Consider the following 15932-nt stretch of genomic DNA (forward strand, 5'->3'; position numbering starts at 1 on the left):
CTTTTTATACCCCAGTTGGCTCACAAGGGCGAGGGAGGGTGGCAAGATGGGGACAATTTAGTTTCAATCAGCCGTATGAAATTTGTGATTGGATTGTTAAGATGTGGCGCAATGAGGTCAGACCTCTGCCTTTTTAACCCAAGGAGCCAGGATGAAACAGCCATTGAAACTGACGACTCGCCAGGGCGAACGGATAGCCGTCGTGGCGGGTCTGCGCACCCCCTTTGCCAAGCAGGCCACCGCTTTTCACGGCGTGCCTGCGGTGGATCTGGGCAAACTGGTGGTGAGCGAGATGCTCGCCCGCACCGATCTCGACCCCAAGCTCATCGACCAGCTGGTGTTCGGCCAGGTGGTGCAGATGCCGGAAGCGCCAAACATCGCCCGGGAGATCGTGCTTGGCACTGGCATGAGCGTCAGCACCGATGCCTATAGCGTGTCGCGCGCCTGCGCCACCAGTTTCCAGGCGGTGGCCAATGTCACCGAATCCATCATGGCCGGCACGGTGGACATCGCCATCGCCGGCGGTGCCGACTCCTCTTCCGTGCTGCCCATCGGAGTCAGCAAGTCTCTGGCCCGCGCCCTGGTGGATCTCAACAAGGCGCGCAACCTCCAGCAGCGTTTCAATATTCTGCGCCGTCTGCGTCTGAAGGACCTGCTGCCGGTGCCCCCGGCCGTGGCCGAGTATTCCACCGGTCTCTCCATGGGGCAGACCGCCGAGCAGATGGCCAAGACCCACCAGATCAGCCGCGAGGCGCAAGATGCGCTGGCCCACCGCTCCCACACCCTGGCGGCCGAAGCCTGGGCCCAGGGCAAATTGAGTGGCGAGGTGTTCACTGCCCATGTGCCCCCCTACAAGTCGCCGCTGGAGCGGGACAACAACATCCGCGAAAGCTCGGATCTGGCGAGTTACGCCAAGCTCAAACCGGTCTTTGACCGGGCTCACGGTTCGGTGACCGCCGCCAACGCCACTCCGCTTACCGACGGCGCCGCCGCCGTGCTGATGATGCGCGAAGGGCGGGCCCGCGAGCTGGGTCTGGAGCCGTTGGGTTACATCCGCAGCTTCGCGTTTTCCGCCATCGATGTCTGGCAGGACATGCTGATGGGCCCCTCCTATGCCACGCCGCTGGCGCTGGACCGTGCCGGCATCACCCTTGGGGATCTGACCCTCATCGACATGCACGAAGCCTTTGCCGCCCAGACGCTCGCCAACCTCAAGATGTTTGCAAGCGCCGAATTTGCCCGTGACAAGCTGGGCCGGGATCAGGCCATCGGTGAGGTGGACATGGAGAAGTTCAACGTGCTCGGCGGCTCTTTGGCCTTTGGTCACCCCTTTGCCGCCACCGGGGCGCGCATGATCACCCAGACCCTGCATGAACTGCGGCGCCGGGGTGGGGGATTGGGGCTCAACACCGCCTGTGCGGCGGGTGGGCTGGGTGTGGCCATGGTGCTGGAGGTGGAATGATGAGTGCCAAGACTTTTTCTCTGGATATTCGCAAAGACGGCATCGGCATCCTCACCATGGATGTGCCCGGTGAGAGCATGAACACCCTGAAGGCCTCCTTTGCGGACGAGATCCGCACTCTGCTGGCCGAGGTAAAGGGGAACGGGGATCTGATCGGCCTGGTGATCGTCTCCGGCAAGAAGGACTCCTTCGTTGCCGGGGCCGACATCGCCATGCTGGCGGCCTGCACCAGCGCCCAGGATGCCGAAGCGCTGTCCCGGGCCGGACAGGACGTGTTCGCCGAGATCGAAGCCCTGGGGATCCCGGTGATCGCCGCCATTCACGGCCCCTGCCTTGGCGGCGGGCTGGAGCTGGCGCTCGCCTGTCATGGCCGGGTGGTGACCGATCACGGTAAAACCGTGCTGGGCCTGCCGGAAGTGCAGCTCGGCCTGCTGCCAGGCTCCGGCGGTACCCAGCGCCTGCCGCGCCTCATCGGGGTGGCCAAGGCACTGGATCTGATGCTGACCGGCAAGCAGGTGCGGGCCAAACAGGCCAGGAAGCTCGGGCTGGTGGATGACATGGTGCCCCCGTCCATTTTGCTGGAGGCCGCCATCAAGCTTGCCAAGAAGGGCAAGCCGCGCCACCACCTGAAACGGGATCTGCAGGGCAAGGTGCTGGAGACCAACAAATTTGGTCGCAAGGTGCTGTTCGATCAGGCCCGCAAGGGGGTCAAGGCCAAGACCCGGGGCAACTACCCGGCGCCGGAGCGTATCATCGAGGTGGTGCGCATCGGCGTGGAGGAGGGGATGCAGGCCGGCCTGCAGGCCGAGGCCCGCCACTTCGGCGAGCTGGTGATGACGCCGGAATCCGCCGCCCTGCGCTCCCTCTTCTTCGCCACCACGGAGATGAAGAAAGAGGTGAGCTATCAGGGGGCCGAGCCGCGCAAGGTGGGTCATGCCGCCGTGCTGGGGGGCGGCCTGATGGGGGGCGGCATCGCCTTCGTCACCGCCACCAAGGCGAGGGTGCCGGTGCGGATCAAGGATGTGGCGAGCGCCGGCATCGGCAACGCCATGCGCTACAGCTACGACATCCTCGCGAGGAAGCTCAAGCGTCGCCAACTGCTGCGCAGCGAACTGGAGAAACAGATGAGCCTGCTCACCGGCACCCTGGACTACTCCGGCTTCCACCGGGTCGACATGGTGGTGGAGGCGGTGTTCGAGGATATCGATCTCAAGCACCGGATGGTGCAGGACGTGGAGCGCGAGTGCGCTGAGCACACGGTGTTTGCCTCCAACACCTCCTCCCTGCCCATCCACCAGATCGCCTCGGCGGCGACGCATCCGGAGCGGGTGGTGGGGCTGCACTACTTCAGCCCGGTGGACAAGATGCCGCTCGCCGAGATCATTCCCCACGCGGGTACCAGCGCCGAGACGGTGGCCACCACCCTGGCGTTCGCCCGGGCCCAGGGCAAGACCCCCATCGTCGTGAAGGACGAGGCGGGTTTCTACGTCAACCGCATCCTGGCCCCCTACATGAACGAGGCGGCCCGCCTGGTGCTGGAAGGGGAGCCGGTGGAGGTGCTGGACGGCGCCCTGCTCGACTTCGGCTTCCCGGTGGGCCCCATCACCCTGCTGGACGAGGTGGGGATCGACGTGGGGGCCAAGATCTCCCCCATCCTCGAAAAGGAGCTGGGTGGTGAGCAGTTCCAGGCCCCCAAGGCGTTTGACAAGCTGCTGGAAGACGATCGCAAGGGGCGCAAGAACGGCAAGGGCTTCTACCTCTATGGCAAGGCGGCGCCGCGCAACCGGCTCACCGGCAAGGAGGGCAAGAAGACGGTGGACGCGAGCGTCTACGACGTGCTCGGCGTCAAGCCCCAGGCCAGGCTGGCCAGGCAGGAGATCGCCGAGCGCTGCGTGCTGCTGATGCTCAACGAGGCGGCCATGGCGCTCGACAGCGGCGTGGTGGCCTCGGCCCGGGACGGCGACATCGGCGCCATCTTCGGCATCGGCTTCCCGCCGTTCCTGGGCGGCCCCTTCCGCTACATGGACAGCCTCGGCATCGACTATCTGGTGGGGCGCCTCGAGCACCATCAGAAGCGCTTTGGCGACCGCTTTGCCCCCTGTGCGCGGCTCAAGGCGATGGCGGCGGAGCAGCAGCGCTTCTACGGCTGAGGCGTCTGCGTGACAAACAGGCGGGGCGGCCCTGGGTCGCCCCGCCTTTTTTGTCCAAGCCAGGGGCCTCGGGGAGCGGAAAACGGGGTGACAAGGGGCTAAATTATTGATCTGGCGCAAACTGGTGCCCCATTTATTACTTTGGTGGCATAGGACTCAGGCGCGGGTTGAGGTCAAATAGCCTTATCAGGAGCGGGGACTACCCCGTCGCGAAAGGGACACCCATTTCACTGGATGAAGGACACACTATGAGTCTGCTCGAACAAACCATCTGGAACATATTGGGATACGGGGCCATGCCCTTTATCTTTCTGAGTGGCTTCGTGGCCGTGGCAGTCACCTGCTGCCTGCTGCTCAATGCCTTCGGGGTCAAGTCCGCCGAGAAGTGAGTCACTCTCGTTCATGCCGCCAAATGCCAGTCCTCGGACTGGCATTTGTTTTTTGTGTCTCCTGAAGCACTTATCCCGACCCTGATAGGGTAAAGGGAGCGCAAGACGGTCGAACCCGGCGGCCATTTTGATTACACTGACGCCCGGCATGTCCGCCCCTTTCTCTTTTATCAGGTGTTCACGACTTCTATGGCGCTCAAGGCAACCATCTTCAAGGCCCAGATCAGCTTGTCTGACATGGATCGCAATCTCTATCAGGACTTCTCCCTCACCCTGGCCCGTCACCCCTCCGAGACCGACGAGCGCATGATGATCCGCCTCGCGGCCTTCGCCTGGCATGCCGCCGAGCGGCTGGAGTTCACCAAGGGGCTCTCTGCCGACGACGAACCCGAGCTCTGGCGCAAGAACTACTCCGACGAGATTGAACTCTGGATTGAGCTGGGCCAGCCGGACGAGAAGCGCCTCAAGAAGGCGTGCAACCGTTCCCGCCAGGTAGTGCTCTACCTTTACGGCGGCCGTGGCACCAGCGTCTGGTGGAAGCAGAACCAGGGCAAGCTCGGTCTGCACGACAACCTGAGCGTCATCGAGCTCTCCGACAGCCAGACCCTGCCGCTGGCGGCCATGGTGGAGCGCACCATGCAGCTCACCTGCACCATCTCCGACGGCCAGCTCTGGGTCAGCAACGGCAGCCAGGAGGTCACCCTGGATCCCGTGGTGCTGATGGGACGTCCGGCCCGCGAACTCTGATCGGGAGCCCCCATGTTCAGCGCCCTGCTCAATATCGTCATCCCGGTGTTTGCGGTGGCGGGCCTCGGCGCCCTCTATGGGCGGCTGCGACCGGGTGGCGACCTGGGTTACATCAACCGGGCCAATATCGAGCTCTTTACCCCGGCGCTGGTCTTCTCGGCCCTGGTGAAATACCCGCTGGATCTGGCGGCGCACCTGCCGCTTGTCGCGGCTGGCGCCCTGGTGATTTTGCTCCCTGGCCTGCTGCTCGCCCTGCTCAGGCTCAAGGAGATAGCGCGGGCGGCCCTGATCCTGCCCGCCATGTTTCGCAACACGGGCAACCTCGGCATTCCGCTGATGGTGCTCGCCTTTGGCGAGCAGCAGCTCGGCGCCATCGTCATCCTGTTCGTGCTCTCCAACCTGCTCCACTTCACGGTGGGCATGTTTATCCTCTCGGCCAGTAGCTCCCGCTGGGGCTGGCTGAGAAGCCCCGTGCTCTGTGCCGCCTTCGCCGGCCTGCTGGTGGCCAACCTGCATATCCCGCTGCCGGAATACCTGGTGACCAGCGCCGCCCTGCTCGGTCAGATAGCGGTGCCCCTGATGCTGTTTGCCTTGGGGGTGAGGCTGATGGAGGGGGATCTGAGCCATCTGGGGCTGGCCCTCAAGTGCAACCTGCTCTATCTGCTGGCGGGGGGCCTCTCCCTTGGGCTCGCCGTCTGGCTGCTGCCCCTGGAGCCTGCCTGGATCCCGCTGCTGACACTCTCGGTGGCACTGCCCCCGGCGGTATTGAATTACATCCTGTGCGAGCAGTACCAGTGCCAGCCCGACAAGGTGGCCAGCATAGTGCTGGGCGGCAACGCGCTCTCGATAGTGGTGATCCCGCTGGCGGTCTGGTTGGCGCTGCATCTGGGGAGTTGACCCGGTCTTATTTTCACCTGCAAGGACGCCTGATGGCGTCCTTTTTATCGCCATCGTGCATGTCCGATGTTGCTTTGCTCATCGAGCACAGCCGAGCTTGCTCGCTTATCTGGCAAGGTCTTGAAACAGGTTCTGGTTAGCCGGATAAGGCAGAAAGTGGAAGGGGGAGGAAAGGGAATAAAACCGGGCGGCCAAGGCCGCCCTGTTTATTGATGGGTGGCCGGCTGAACCTGGCCATCCTTGCGCAGCTGGGTATAGAGGCCAACTCCAGCCAGCAGGCCGGCGAGGGCCAGCAGTGTCCAGATGGCGGTGGTGGGGCGGGTGCCCGCGTCCCCCAGCATAAAACCGATAAGCAGGTTGCCAAAGAGTGCCATGCAGCCGCCGGCGCTGGCATAGAAGCCGTAGTAGCTGGCGAGCTGGTCAGGGGGAGCGTAGCGGGGCAGCTGGGCGGCAAAGAGCGGGAAGCAGAGGATGGAGCCCAGGGAAAGCAGGGCCACCTGCGTCAACACGCCTGCCGTCGGCCAGGGGGAGAGCAGGGGCAGGGCGAGATAGCTCAGCCCCATCAGCCCTATGCCGAGCCCCATGGCGAGCGGCACCCCCAGACGGCGCTCCACCAGGCGCGATGCCGGCAGCTGGAGCAGGACGCCGATCACCGCCGAGAGGGTGAAGACGCCGCCGAGCAGCCGGGTGGCGTCCGGCAGGCTCTGGATATGGGCGGGCAGGGCCAGATAGAGCTGGTGGAACAGGATCTGGTAGCTGCCCGCGAGCAGGGTGAACCCCATGAAGGGGCGCTGGCGCAGGATGTCCCCCCACTGGCGCAAGATGGCGCCGCGCGGTCTCTGGTTGGCCACCGGGCGTTTGGGCAGCACCCGATACTGCAGCACCCCGAGCAGGGCGAAGAGGCTCGCCGCCAAGAGCCCTGTCAGGGCATAGCTCTGCTGGGTCAGGGTGAGGCCGACCAGGGGGCCGAGCAGCATGCCCGCCTGGCTGGCGAGATTGTGCAGGGCGAAGGCGCGCTGGCGCTGGCTCGGATTGTGGCATTCGCTCGCCAGATAGGCCTGGGCGCAGGGGGTGAACAGGGCCCCGGCAAAGCCAGTCAGGGTCGCCGCCAGCAGCAGTATGGGCAGGGACTCGGCCCAGCCCAGCAGCAGGAAGCCGACCGATCGCACCAGGCAACCCCAGACGATGGCGGGGTGATAGCCGATGCGATCCCCAAGCGTCCCCCCTAGCAGGAACAGCCCCTGCTGGCTGAAGACCCGCATCCCCATGACCAGGCCACAGGCCCAGCCGGCCAGGCCCAGGCCGCTGCCCATGTGCTGGGCGAGGAAGGGCATCATCATGTAGAAGCCGAGGTTGAAGGCGAGCCCATTGGTGATGAGCAGGCGGGCGGCCGGGCTCATACCCTGCCAGTCCCGCCAGTAGGAGGCGCCGTTCATGGTCGCCTCCCGCCACCGTGTCGGGAGGAGGTCGCCGGGGTGGCGCAGCACTGTGTCATGACGTCTTTCGCAGGGTTCTGAGGAAGGGGATGCCGCGCTGATCGTGGCTTATCTCCACCGGCACCTGGTAGAGGCGCTCGATGAGGGCCGCGTCGAGCACCCGGGCGGGGGGGCCGAAGGCTTGGAGCTCCCCCCCTGCCAGCACGATCAGCTGATCGGCAAACTGGGCGGCCAGGTTGAGATCGTGCAGCACCACCAGGGTGATCCACTGCTGATCCCGGGTCTGCTGGCACAGGTGCTCCATCAGCTGCATCTGGTGGTGCAGGTCCAGGGCGCTGACCGGCTCGTCCAGCATCATGATGCGGGGATCGCGCAGCAGCACCTGGGCGAAGAGCACCATCTGCCGCTGGCCGCCGCTCAGGGAGTAGAGGGGGCGATCCGCCAGATGGGCGATGCCGAGCGCATGCAGGGCGCGGCCGGCCGCCAGTATGTCCTCGTCCGCGAGGCGCATGGAGAGGCTGTCGAGGCGCCCGAGCACCACCACCTCGATGACGCTGAGATCCAGCTCCAGCTGGATGTTCTGGGGCATGTAGCCAAACTGCTGGCGCCACCTGGCCTGCGTCATCTGGCGGGCACTCTGGTCCCCGAGGCGGATGTCGCCACTGTCCGGGGTCAGCTCGCCGAAGAGGGTGCGCATCAAGGAGGTCTTGCCGGTCCCGTTCGGGCCGATGATCACATGGACCTGACCCGGATGCAGAGTGAGGCTGAGATCCCGCAGCAGGGTCTGCTGGCCGAGGGAGAGGGAGAGTCGGGATATTTCAAGCACGTTTACGCCCCCTGCCGAGGATCAACCAGATGAAGAAGGGCACGCCAATGAGCGCGGTGACGATGCCGATGGGGAAGAGGGCTCCCGGAATGATGGACTTGGAGAGCACCGAGGCCGCCGAGAGCATGCAGGCCCCGCACAGGGCGGAGAGGGGGATCAAAAAGCGCTGATCTTCCCCCACCAGCATGCGGGCGATATGGGGGGCCACCAGGCCGACGAAGCCGATCACGCCGACGAAGCTGGTGGCGGTGGCGGTGAGCAGGGCGACCAGCACCAGGGTCTTCATGCGCAGCCTGTCGACGTTGACTCCGAGGCTGCGGGCACGGGCTTCCCCGAGGCGCAGGCTGGTGAGGGCCCAGGCATCCCGGTAGATGAGCAGGGTGCAGATCAGGGTGACGACGGCGGTGATGATCAGGGAGTCCCAAGTGGTGCGCATCAGGCTGCCAAACAGCCAGAACAGGATCTGCTGGTTGAGCTCGGGGGAGGAGAGGAACTGCAGCAGGGAGAGCAGGGACTGGAACAGGAACAGCAGGGCGATGCCCGCCAGGATCAGGGTCTGGCTGCTGACATGGCGCATCATGGCCAGCCCAAACAGCAGGCAGGCGGCAAACATGCACACAATGAAGGCGCCGGCCGGGATGGCCACTAGGGGGGAGAGCCCGAGGCCGCCGGTGTAGAGGGCGAGCGCCGCGCCCAGGCCCGCCGCCGCCGCGAGCCCCAGGGTGTAGGGACTGGCGAGGGGGTTGTCCAGCAGGGTCTGCATCTGCACGCCGCCAAGGCCGAGGGAGGCGCCGACCACCAGGGCCATGAGGGCGATAGGCAAGCGCATGTCGTGGACGATGGTGCGGGTCATGGGATCGGCCTGGGCGGGGGAAACCAGGGCATCGATCACGTCGTGCAGGGCCAACAGGGAGGGGCCGGTGGCGATGTCGAGCACCAGGGTAATGCACAGGACCAGGGTGAGCAGCAGGAGCCAGTGCCAGCGACGGCGCTCCCGTTGCCGCTGCCGGGCGAGGGTCTGCTGCAGGGCAGCCAAATCATTCATGATGTCAATCCTGAAACGGGCGCCGCAAGAGGCGCCCACACAATCCAAGAGGGTTGCTGAAGAGGGCGTGGCCGAGGTGGGCCGCACCCGAATTGCCGGGGTTAGCTTGCGTCATCCTGCTTGATGCCCAGCATGAAGGTGCCCTGGGGACGGATGGGCAGGTAGTGCTGGTAGAACGCCTGATAGGTGGCCAGGGGAGCGAGATCCTGGAAAAGGTCCGGATAGAGGGCCTTAGCCATGAACTCGATGAGGGCGGCATCCATGATGCTGCGGGTGGCGCCGTGATAGACCGCGTAGAGGCGACCCTCCTTCACCGCAGGCAGCTCGCTCCAGCCCGGACGGGCAGCAAAGCCTTGCAGACGCTGGCGCACGGTCTCTGCCGACACATCCTGGCCCACCTGCATGGCGACGGCACTGCTCACGCTCTCGTAGCCCGCCATCAGGATCACCTCGGGCTTGCTCGCCAGCAGTTGTTCCGGGTGGATGGGGCCCCAGCGATCGACGAAGGGGGCGGCCACGTTGTCGCCACCGGCCAGCAGGGCCATGGCGCCCCACATGTCCTTGCCATAGGTGTAGCTGTACTCGGCCGGACCCTTGTCACCCAGCTCGATGTAGACCCGGGGCGGCGTGCGCTTCGCGGCGGCGATGCGGGAGGTGATGGTGTCAATCTTGGCCTTGTACTCGTCGGCCATCTTCCGGGCGCGGGCCTCCTGGCCGGTCAGCTTGCCAAGCAGCAGGGTGCTCGCCATGTGCTGTGTCAGGGTCTGGGCGTTGTAGTCGATGACCACCACCGGGATCCCCGCCTGCTCAAGGCGTGGCAGGTCGGCGGCCAGGGCCTCATATTGCCACTTCGCCAGGATCACCAGGTCGGGCTTGACCGCCAGGGTCTTCTCGATGGAGAAGCTCTGATCCTGTACGTTGCCAAGGTCGGGGACCTTGGCCAGTTGTGGCTGGCTGGCCACGTAGAGAGACCAGATGGCGGGACGGGACTTCATGAACCAGCCCAGGGACATGCCCACCAGGCGTTCGGCCCCGCCTTCACCGGCCACCGCCAGGTAATCTTCGGGATAGAAACCGAGCACGATGCGGCTTGCCGGAAGGCTGAGGGAGACCTTGCGGCCCATCACATCTTCCACTTCAACGGGGGGGGCGGCCTGCGCCATCCAGCTCACCAGGACGAGCTGGCCGAGCAGCAGCAACTTTGCCAGGGGGTGACGAAACATCTTGTAGCACCTCGAGAATAGAGACGGTCAAAAAAGAAAGTGAGAACTATTGCCATTCGCGAGCGCAAAAGCAACAAACGTTTGTGTCATCCCCTCTCTTGTTATTTCTGTCATTACTGAAACCGGTTCCACAAGAGCACCAGGAGAGTCTCATCCCGCGGTTTTCTGCCTTCTCGGGCCACGAAGGGGGTGGCGCCCGGTATGGCACCCATGGATTTGCCCATGATTCGGAGTCTGTGAGTGGCGCTGTTCACGAAATGGTACCGGGCAGAGGCCGCCGTAGTGTTCCCCCCGTCTGCCCCGGAGCCGATGTCGCTCCCTGACGGAGGCAGCCAGCAGGGGCTGGGGGGCGACAACTTCCTGCGCAGCGATGGCAGACACTGCCCATTCGGGTATTGCCCGTCACCTTGGCGCAACATTTTGTTGTCATTGTTAGCCAGCTCGCAGCAGCCCCGGCGTCGACGGGGCAGAGTGGGCGCGCAGTTTCGGCCGGGGGCTGACATGCCTCCCGCTGATGGCTGCATCCAAGGTGCTGCGGCCCGCCTTGTGCGGGGCGCCAATAACATGATCTGCAAATAAAAAAGGAAACTGACCATGTCAGGAAGACACTCTCTGGTGGCGCTGGCCGTCGGGCTGGCGCTCGCTGGACAGGCACAGGCACAACTGCTCATCACCGAATACCTGGAAGGGTCCGGCAACAACAAGGCGGTGGAGCTGAGCAACCTCGGCAGCGACGCCGTCGATCTCTCACAATACCGGCTGGCCCTCTACGCCAACGGCAAACCCATCAGCGAATCCCCCACCAACAGCCTGGCGCTGCAAGGCACCCTGGCCCCGGGCGCCAGTCTGGTGCTGGCCAACCCCTCCGCAAATGCCGAGATCCTGGCCAAGGCCAATCAGACCAGCGGCAACCTGGTGTTCAACGGCGACGATGCCCTGGTGCTCTATCGCGGCAGCGAGATAATCGACAGCTTCGGCCAGGTAGGGGTGGATCCGGGCACGTCCTGGGTCTCCGGCAACGTTTCGACCCTGGACATGACCCTGCGCCGCAAGGCCACCGTCACCATGGGCCGCACTGATGCGACGTCGCCTTTTGATCCGGCGCAGGAATACGTGGCCGCCCCGAAAGATGACGCCAGTGGCCTGGGTTGCAGTGGCGATGGTCCCTGCGATGGCACCCAGCCGCCCGCCTTCGTCTGCCCGGTGGATCAGTTGGTGCCGGTGCCCGCCATTCAGGGCCCCGGCACCAGCAGCCCCCTGGTGCCAGCCGGCAAGTTCGAATCGGAACAGGCTTACGCCACCCGCGGCGTGGTGACCCAGGTAGTGAGCGGCCTCTACAAGGGCTTCTTCATTCAGGACGAGCAGGGGGACGGGAATGCGGCTACCTCCGACGGCCTCTTCGTCTACACCACCAAGGCCAACGCTGCCGTCGTGCCGGGGGCCGAGGTGTGTGTGTCTGGCAAGGTGAAGGAGTATTTCAACCAGACCCAGATCAACGCAGACGAGCTGGTGGTGACCCGGCCGCAAGGGGCCATCCCGGCTGCGGTGGATCTGCTGCCGGTGGCGGGCGAGAGCCTGAGCCAGCTGCTGGAGCGTCACGAGGGGATGCAGGTACGGCTGGTGCCCGGTTCCAGCCTGGTGGTGACCCGCAACTTCAGCTTCGATTACGACGGCAAGCGCAACAACCTGGTGCTCTCTTATGGCGCGCCGCTCATCAAGTCGACCCAGAAATTTGCCGCCATGAGCCAGGAGGCGAGCGACTGGGCCCTTCGCAACCAGCAGAACCAGCTGGTGGTGGAGACCGACGCCAAGGCGCCGGACGGTGTGCTGCCCTGGTTCCCCGGCTTCAACGCCGAGGACGGTTACCTGCGCATCGGCGACAAGCTCAACGGGCTGGAGGGGGCGCTTGGTTACTCCTACAACCTGTTCAGGCTGGTGGCCAGCAATCGCATCGACGCGAGCCAGATAGATCACAGTGGCTGGGATCGGGTGGAAACCCCCGAGCTCGCCGAGGCGGGGGATCTGCGGGTCGCGAGCTTCAACGTGCTCAACTTCTTCACCACGGTCGTGGGCGGGGATGCCAACCCCACCGGCAGCAACCGGGGCGCCCTGACGGTGGCGGAGTTCGAGTTGCAGCGCACCAAGATAGTCAGCGCCATCACCCGCCTCAATGCCGACGTGGTGGGGCTGATGGAGATCGAGAACAACGGCTATGGCGACAACTCCGCCATCGCCAATCTGGTTACGGCCCTCAACGCCGCCCAGCCGGACGAGGCGGATCACTACCGCTGGATTGCCTCGCCGGATGGCAAGCCCATTGGCACCGACGCCATCACGGTGGGGCTCATCTACCGACCCGCCAAAGTGACCCCGGAGGGGGCCGCCAGCCTTATCGCGCTGCCGGTGCAGCAGGCCGAGGCGGTGGACGCCAGCGGCAAACCGGTGACCATCAATCAGGGGATGCGCGAGTCGCTGGTGCAGCGTTTCAGCTCGCCCAAGGGGGATGCGCCCCTGACCCTGGTGGTCAACCACCTCAAGTCCAAGGGCTCCGCCTGCTTCGAGGATTACCCCGACTACGCCAGCGCCGATCCGCTGGATGGCCAGGGCCACTGCAACGCGCTGCGGGTCTCCGCCGCCAAGGTGCTGGGGGAGCACCTCAAGGATCTGGCCGGGGATCTGCTGCTTATCGGCGACATGAACGCCTATGGCATGGAGGATCCCATCCGGGTGCTGACCGACTATGATCCGGCCGCCCAGGCGCGCCAGATCATGAGCGCCTCCTTCACCACTCTGGCGGGTCAGCCCTTCGAGGAGAGCGGCAGCGCCCTTGGCAAGGGGTATGGTCTGGTGAACCTCAATACCCGCTTCCATGGCACCGACACCTACTCCTACAGCTACGAAGGGGAGCTCGGCAACCTGGATCACGCCCTGGCAAACCCGAGCCTCGCGGCCAAGGTGATCGGCATCGAGGATTGGCACATCAACTCCGCCGAGAGCAACTTCTTCGAGTACGGCACTAAGTACAGCGGTCAGCTGGCGAAATCCGAAGGGCCCTTCAGCGCCTCGGATCACGATCCGGTGCTGGTGGCCATCCAGTATCCGCAGCCACCCGCCGGGGTATTGAGTCTCGAGAGCGCCGCTGCGAACGTGGAGGAGGGGAATACCTTGTCCCTGAGTGTCAGTCGCAGCGATGGCAGCCACGGGGAGGCGAGCGTCAGCTATCGCATCGTCTACGGCAGCGGGGACACAAGCGACGTGGCGCCCCTCACCGGCACCCTGCACTGGGCCGCCGGGCAGAGCGAGCCCCAGACCATCAGCATTCCGGTGAAGAGCGACACCCTGCACGAGGGGGACGAGACCTTTACCCTGGAGCTGTTTGACCCGAGCGGCGCGGCCCTGGGGGATCAGCACCAGACCCTGGTGACCATCAAGGACAAGCTGGCGCCGTCCACCATCTCGCTGGCGCGCGCCAGCATGACGGTGAACGAGGGGCAGTGGTTTGCCGAGATCCCCCTGGTGCGCAGCGGCGATCTGAGCAAGCCGGCCCGGGCCCGGGTGGCCCTTGACGGAGTCACGGCGCGCTGGGGGCTGGATTTCCTGCCCTGGTTCAGCCAGACCGTGAGCTGGGCTGCGGGCGAGGGGGGCAGCAAGTCGGTCAAGGTGCTGATCATCGATGACTGGTTTGTGGAGCCCACCGAGCAGTTCAGGGTGAGCCTCGATCGGGTGGAAGGGGGCCAGCCCGGCGCCCTGCAGCAGACCCGGGTCGACATCCAGGACAACGACAAGTCCTGGTGGCCCTTCGGTCGCCACTGAGGATGACGTCTCAATATAAAAAGGGGCCTGCGGGCCCCTTTCTTAGTTGGGAAGACTTTTGTTGGGAAGACTTGTTGCAGACAGGTTGGGTTGCGAAGATGAAAAAGGCCCACCGTCATGGCGGGCCTTCCTCATGGCAGGGCGCTCCTAACGGAGTATCAACCCTGCGCGTTGCTCAGTACCAGCTTGCCATCCTTGACCGGAATGGTGGGGCCGGGTTGCTTCTCCATGCGTACCACCCCCTCCTGGCCGGCGAGGCGGTAGGTGACGTCATAGCCGATGGTGCGGGTGCTGCTCTCCTGCACCGTCTTGCAGCGCTGCTCCGTGGTGGTGTAGGTATCACCGGCCTGCATGTTGCCCTGCACCTGATTCCCGGCATAACCCCCTGCCACGGCACCGGCGGCGGTGGCCACCTTCTTGCCGCTGCCACCGCCAAACTGGTGGCCGACCACGCCGCCCAGGGCCGCGCCAACCACGGTACCCAGGATCTTGTGCTCGTCCTGCACCGGCTTGCGGTGGGTCAGGGTGACGTTGCGGCACTCCTGACGTGGCGTCTTGATGGTCTCGGTCACCGGCTTGCTGGCCAGCACCTCGGCAAACTGGGGCTCTGATGAAAACAGGGATCCGCTGGCGACCGCCGACAATGCCAGCGCAGAGGCAACACCGATCCCGACACCTGCCAACATGGATTTGTTCATCACTCTTCTCCTTGTACTCATACCCGTTGAGGGCGTGGGATCATTCTTGGCATTTTGCGCCGCAGGCTCAAGGCAAGGGCCACGGGATCGCGACAGGGGCTGACTGCGCAAAAAGTGACCGCACAAAAATAGCGTCGGCGATTGGCGACAGGGGGAGCAGGGCCGAGGGCCCCTAAGACGTTTCGCTAATACCTGGGATCTGGCCCCCTTGATACCCTTTCATCCGGTTCCAGCCGGCATCCTGGCCCCGCATCAGGGCACAATGCCGGTCGTGGTGAACCGCGAGTGCCACCCCGTTTTGTGTCCCTGTGAGGAAGGATCCGATGACAGAGCAGAACATGTACGACGCCGGCCTTGGCAAGACGCCCGCCAATTTCGAGGCGCTGACCCCCTTGAGCTTTCTGGGGCGGGCCGCCCGGGTCTATCCCGACTATCCGGCGCTGATCCACGGCCCCTTGCGCCAGAGCTGGGCCCAGACCGAACGCCGTTGCCGCCAGCTCACCTCGGCCCTGCGCCGTCGCGGCATTGGCGAGGGGGACACCGTCTCCATCGTCGCCCCCAATGTGCCGGCCATGTTCGAGGCGCACTTCGGGGTACCCATGAGCGGCGCTGTGCTCAACACCATCAACACCCGGCTCGATGCGGACGCAATGGCCTTCATCTTCCAGCACGCCCAGAGCAAGGTGGTGCTGGTGGACCGGGAGTTCGGCGCAGTGGTGCGAAAGGCGCTCTCTCTCATTGACAGCCAGTCCCTGGTGATCGCCATCGACGATCCCCTCTACCGGGAAGGGGAGCTGATCGGCGAGCTCGACTACGAGGGGTTCATCGCCCTGGGGGACGGGGACGAACCCGGCTGGCTGCCGGCGGACGAGTGGCAGGCCATCTTAAATGCGAAAGGGGACTCCCTCCGACGTAGGTGGGAGGGGAATTTCGCCGGGGCGTCAGCCCCGCTGGTTTTGAATGTATTGCTTGATCACCTCCAACGGTGCTCCGCCGCAAGAGCCCGCAAAGTAAGAGCGTGACCAGAGTACGGGTTTGCTGTAAGCACCTCTCAAGTCCAGAAATTCATTACGCAGTCGCCTTGATGTGACCGCCTTTAACGAGTTCACCAGTACCGATAGCTGTACCGTTGGCGCGTACTCTATCAGCATGTGAACATGATCAGCCTCTCCGTCACACTCTTTCAGTTCCGCACCAAAATCTCTGCAAACCTCTGCCGCACACTGACCGAAGGAAGCGTGATGCA

12 protein-coding genes and 1 pseudogene are annotated in these 15932 nt (G+C 64.6%); 7 read left to right on the forward strand and 6 right to left on the reverse strand.

The features are described 5' to 3' along the window. Window positions 1-151: 151 nt before the first annotated feature. The 5 genes from fadI to PG883_RS15635 all read left to right on the forward strand — a co-directional run bounded on the left by fadI (window position 152) and on the right by PG883_RS15635 (window position 5645). Window positions 152-1462, forward strand: a complete 1311-nt coding sequence (gene fadI / locus PG883_RS15615) for an acetyl-CoA C-acyltransferase FadI (protein WP_010674668.1) — start codon at window positions 152-154, stop codon at window positions 1460-1462. Then, complete coding sequence (gene fadJ, locus PG883_RS15620; RefSeq protein ID WP_143237501.1) at window positions 1462-3612, forward strand: fatty acid oxidation complex subunit alpha FadJ; 2151 nt, start codon at window positions 1462-1464, stop codon at window positions 3610-3612. The genes fadI and fadJ overlap by 1 nt, the downstream gene beginning before the upstream one ends. A 248-nt stretch (window positions 3613-3860) precedes the next feature. After that, entirely contained in the window at window positions 3861-4001 is a 141-nt protein-coding gene (locus PG883_RS15625) for a TIGR02808 family protein (protein ID WP_005325161.1), read from the forward strand. Window positions 4002-4190: 189 nt separating this feature from the next. Further along, window positions 4191-4748, forward strand: a complete 558-nt coding sequence (locus tag PG883_RS15630; protein ID WP_052815038.1) for a YaeQ family protein — start codon at window positions 4191-4193, stop codon at window positions 4746-4748. A 12-nt stretch (window positions 4749-4760) separates the two neighbouring features. Next, the gene (locus PG883_RS15635; RefSeq protein ID WP_052815037.1) at window positions 4761-5645 is read left to right on the forward strand and encodes an AEC family transporter; all 885 of its coding nucleotides are present in this window, start codon (window positions 4761-4763) and stop codon (window positions 5643-5645) included. A gap of 206 nt (window positions 5646-5851) precedes the next feature. Here PG883_RS15635 and PG883_RS15640 read toward each other — a convergent pair whose 3' ends face one another. From PG883_RS15640 to PG883_RS15655, 4 genes are all read right to left on the reverse strand, one after another. Then, entirely contained in the window at window positions 5852-7081 is a 1230-nt protein-coding gene (locus PG883_RS15640; protein ID WP_052815036.1) for an MFS transporter, read from the reverse strand. Between the two features lie 55 nt (window positions 7082-7136). Continuing rightward, window positions 7137-7907 (reverse strand): ABC transporter ATP-binding protein, encoded by a 771-nt coding sequence (locus PG883_RS15645; RefSeq protein ID WP_143237503.1) that lies wholly within the window; start codon window positions 7905-7907, stop codon window positions 7137-7139. Continuing rightward, window positions 7900-8952: a FecCD family ABC transporter permease gene (locus PG883_RS15650; RefSeq protein WP_053288212.1), complete on the reverse strand. Its 1053-nt coding sequence runs from the start codon at window positions 8950-8952 to the stop codon at window positions 7900-7902. Before PG883_RS15650 ends, PG883_RS15645 begins: the two co-directional genes overlap by 8 nt. Window positions 8953-9053: 101 nt before the next feature. Continuing rightward, entirely contained in the window at window positions 9054-10175 is a 1122-nt protein-coding gene (locus tag PG883_RS15655) for an ABC transporter substrate-binding protein (protein WP_052815033.1), read from the reverse strand. Window positions 10176-10769: 594 nt separating this feature from the next. On the opposite strand from PG883_RS15655, the gene PG883_RS15660 reads away from it, so the two are divergent. Beyond that, a complete protein-coding gene (locus tag PG883_RS15660) occupies window positions 10770-13988 on the forward strand; it encodes an ExeM/NucH family extracellular endonuclease (RefSeq protein WP_052815032.1) in 3219 nt (1072 codons plus the stop codon). A gap of 158 nt (window positions 13989-14146) precedes the next feature. On the opposite strand, the gene PG883_RS15665 is transcribed toward PG883_RS15660, so the two are convergent. Further along, the gene (locus PG883_RS15665) at window positions 14147-14686 is read right to left on the reverse strand and encodes a glycine zipper 2TM domain-containing protein (protein WP_010674678.1); all 540 of its coding nucleotides are present in this window, start codon (window positions 14684-14686) and stop codon (window positions 14147-14149) included. A 323-nt stretch (window positions 14687-15009) separates the two neighbouring features. Here PG883_RS15665 and PG883_RS15670 point away from each other — a divergent pair. Then, window positions 15010-15570: pseudogene (locus PG883_RS15670) on the forward strand (AMP-binding protein); the annotation flags it as partial. Window positions 15571-15627: 57 nt separating this feature from the next. On the opposite strand, the gene tnpA reads toward PG883_RS15670, so the two are convergent. Beyond that, window positions 15628-15932 (reverse strand): IS200/IS605-like element ISAs26 family transposase (gene tnpA, locus PG883_RS15675; RefSeq protein WP_244073122.1); only part of this gene is annotated, 305 nt, incomplete at its 5' end.

This window comes from Aeromonas sp. QDB25, from assembly GCF_027707725.1.
Taxonomy (GTDB): Bacteria; Pseudomonadota; Gammaproteobacteria; order Enterobacterales; family Aeromonadaceae; genus Aeromonas; species Aeromonas caviae.

Bases quoted from the DNA above. Each gene is read 5' to 3' on its own strand.
- fadI (WP_010674668.1), top strand. From the start codon at position 152: ATGAAACAGCCATTGAAACTGACGACTCGCCAGGGCGAACGGATAGCC.
- fadJ (WP_143237501.1), top strand. From the start codon at position 1,462: ATGAGTGCCAAGACTTTTTCTCTGGATATTCGCAAAGACGGCATCGGC.
- PG883_RS15625 (WP_005325161.1), top strand. From the start codon at position 3,861: ATGAGTCTGCTCGAACAAACCATCTGGAACATATTGGGATACGGGGCC.
- PG883_RS15630 (WP_052815038.1), top strand. From the start codon at position 4,191: ATGGCGCTCAAGGCAACCATCTTCAAGGCCCAGATCAGCTTGTCTGAC.
- PG883_RS15635 (WP_052815037.1), top strand. From the start codon at position 4,761: ATGTTCAGCGCCCTGCTCAATATCGTCATCCCGGTGTTTGCGGTGGCG.
- PG883_RS15640 (WP_052815036.1), bottom strand. From the start codon at position 7,081: ATGAACGGCGCCTCCTACTGGCGGGACTGGCAGGGTATGAGCCCGGCC.
- PG883_RS15650 (WP_053288212.1), bottom strand. From the start codon at position 8,952: ATGAATGATTTGGCTGCCCTGCAGCAGACCCTCGCCCGGCAGCGGCAA.
- PG883_RS15655 (WP_052815033.1), bottom strand. From the start codon at position 10,175: ATGTTTCGTCACCCCCTGGCAAAGTTGCTGCTGCTCGGCCAGCTCGTC.
- PG883_RS15660 (WP_052815032.1), top strand. From the start codon at position 10,770: ATGTCAGGAAGACACTCTCTGGTGGCGCTGGCCGTCGGGCTGGCGCTC.
- PG883_RS15665 (WP_010674678.1), bottom strand. From the start codon at position 14,686: ATGAACAAATCCATGTTGGCAGGTGTCGGGATCGGTGTTGCCTCTGCG.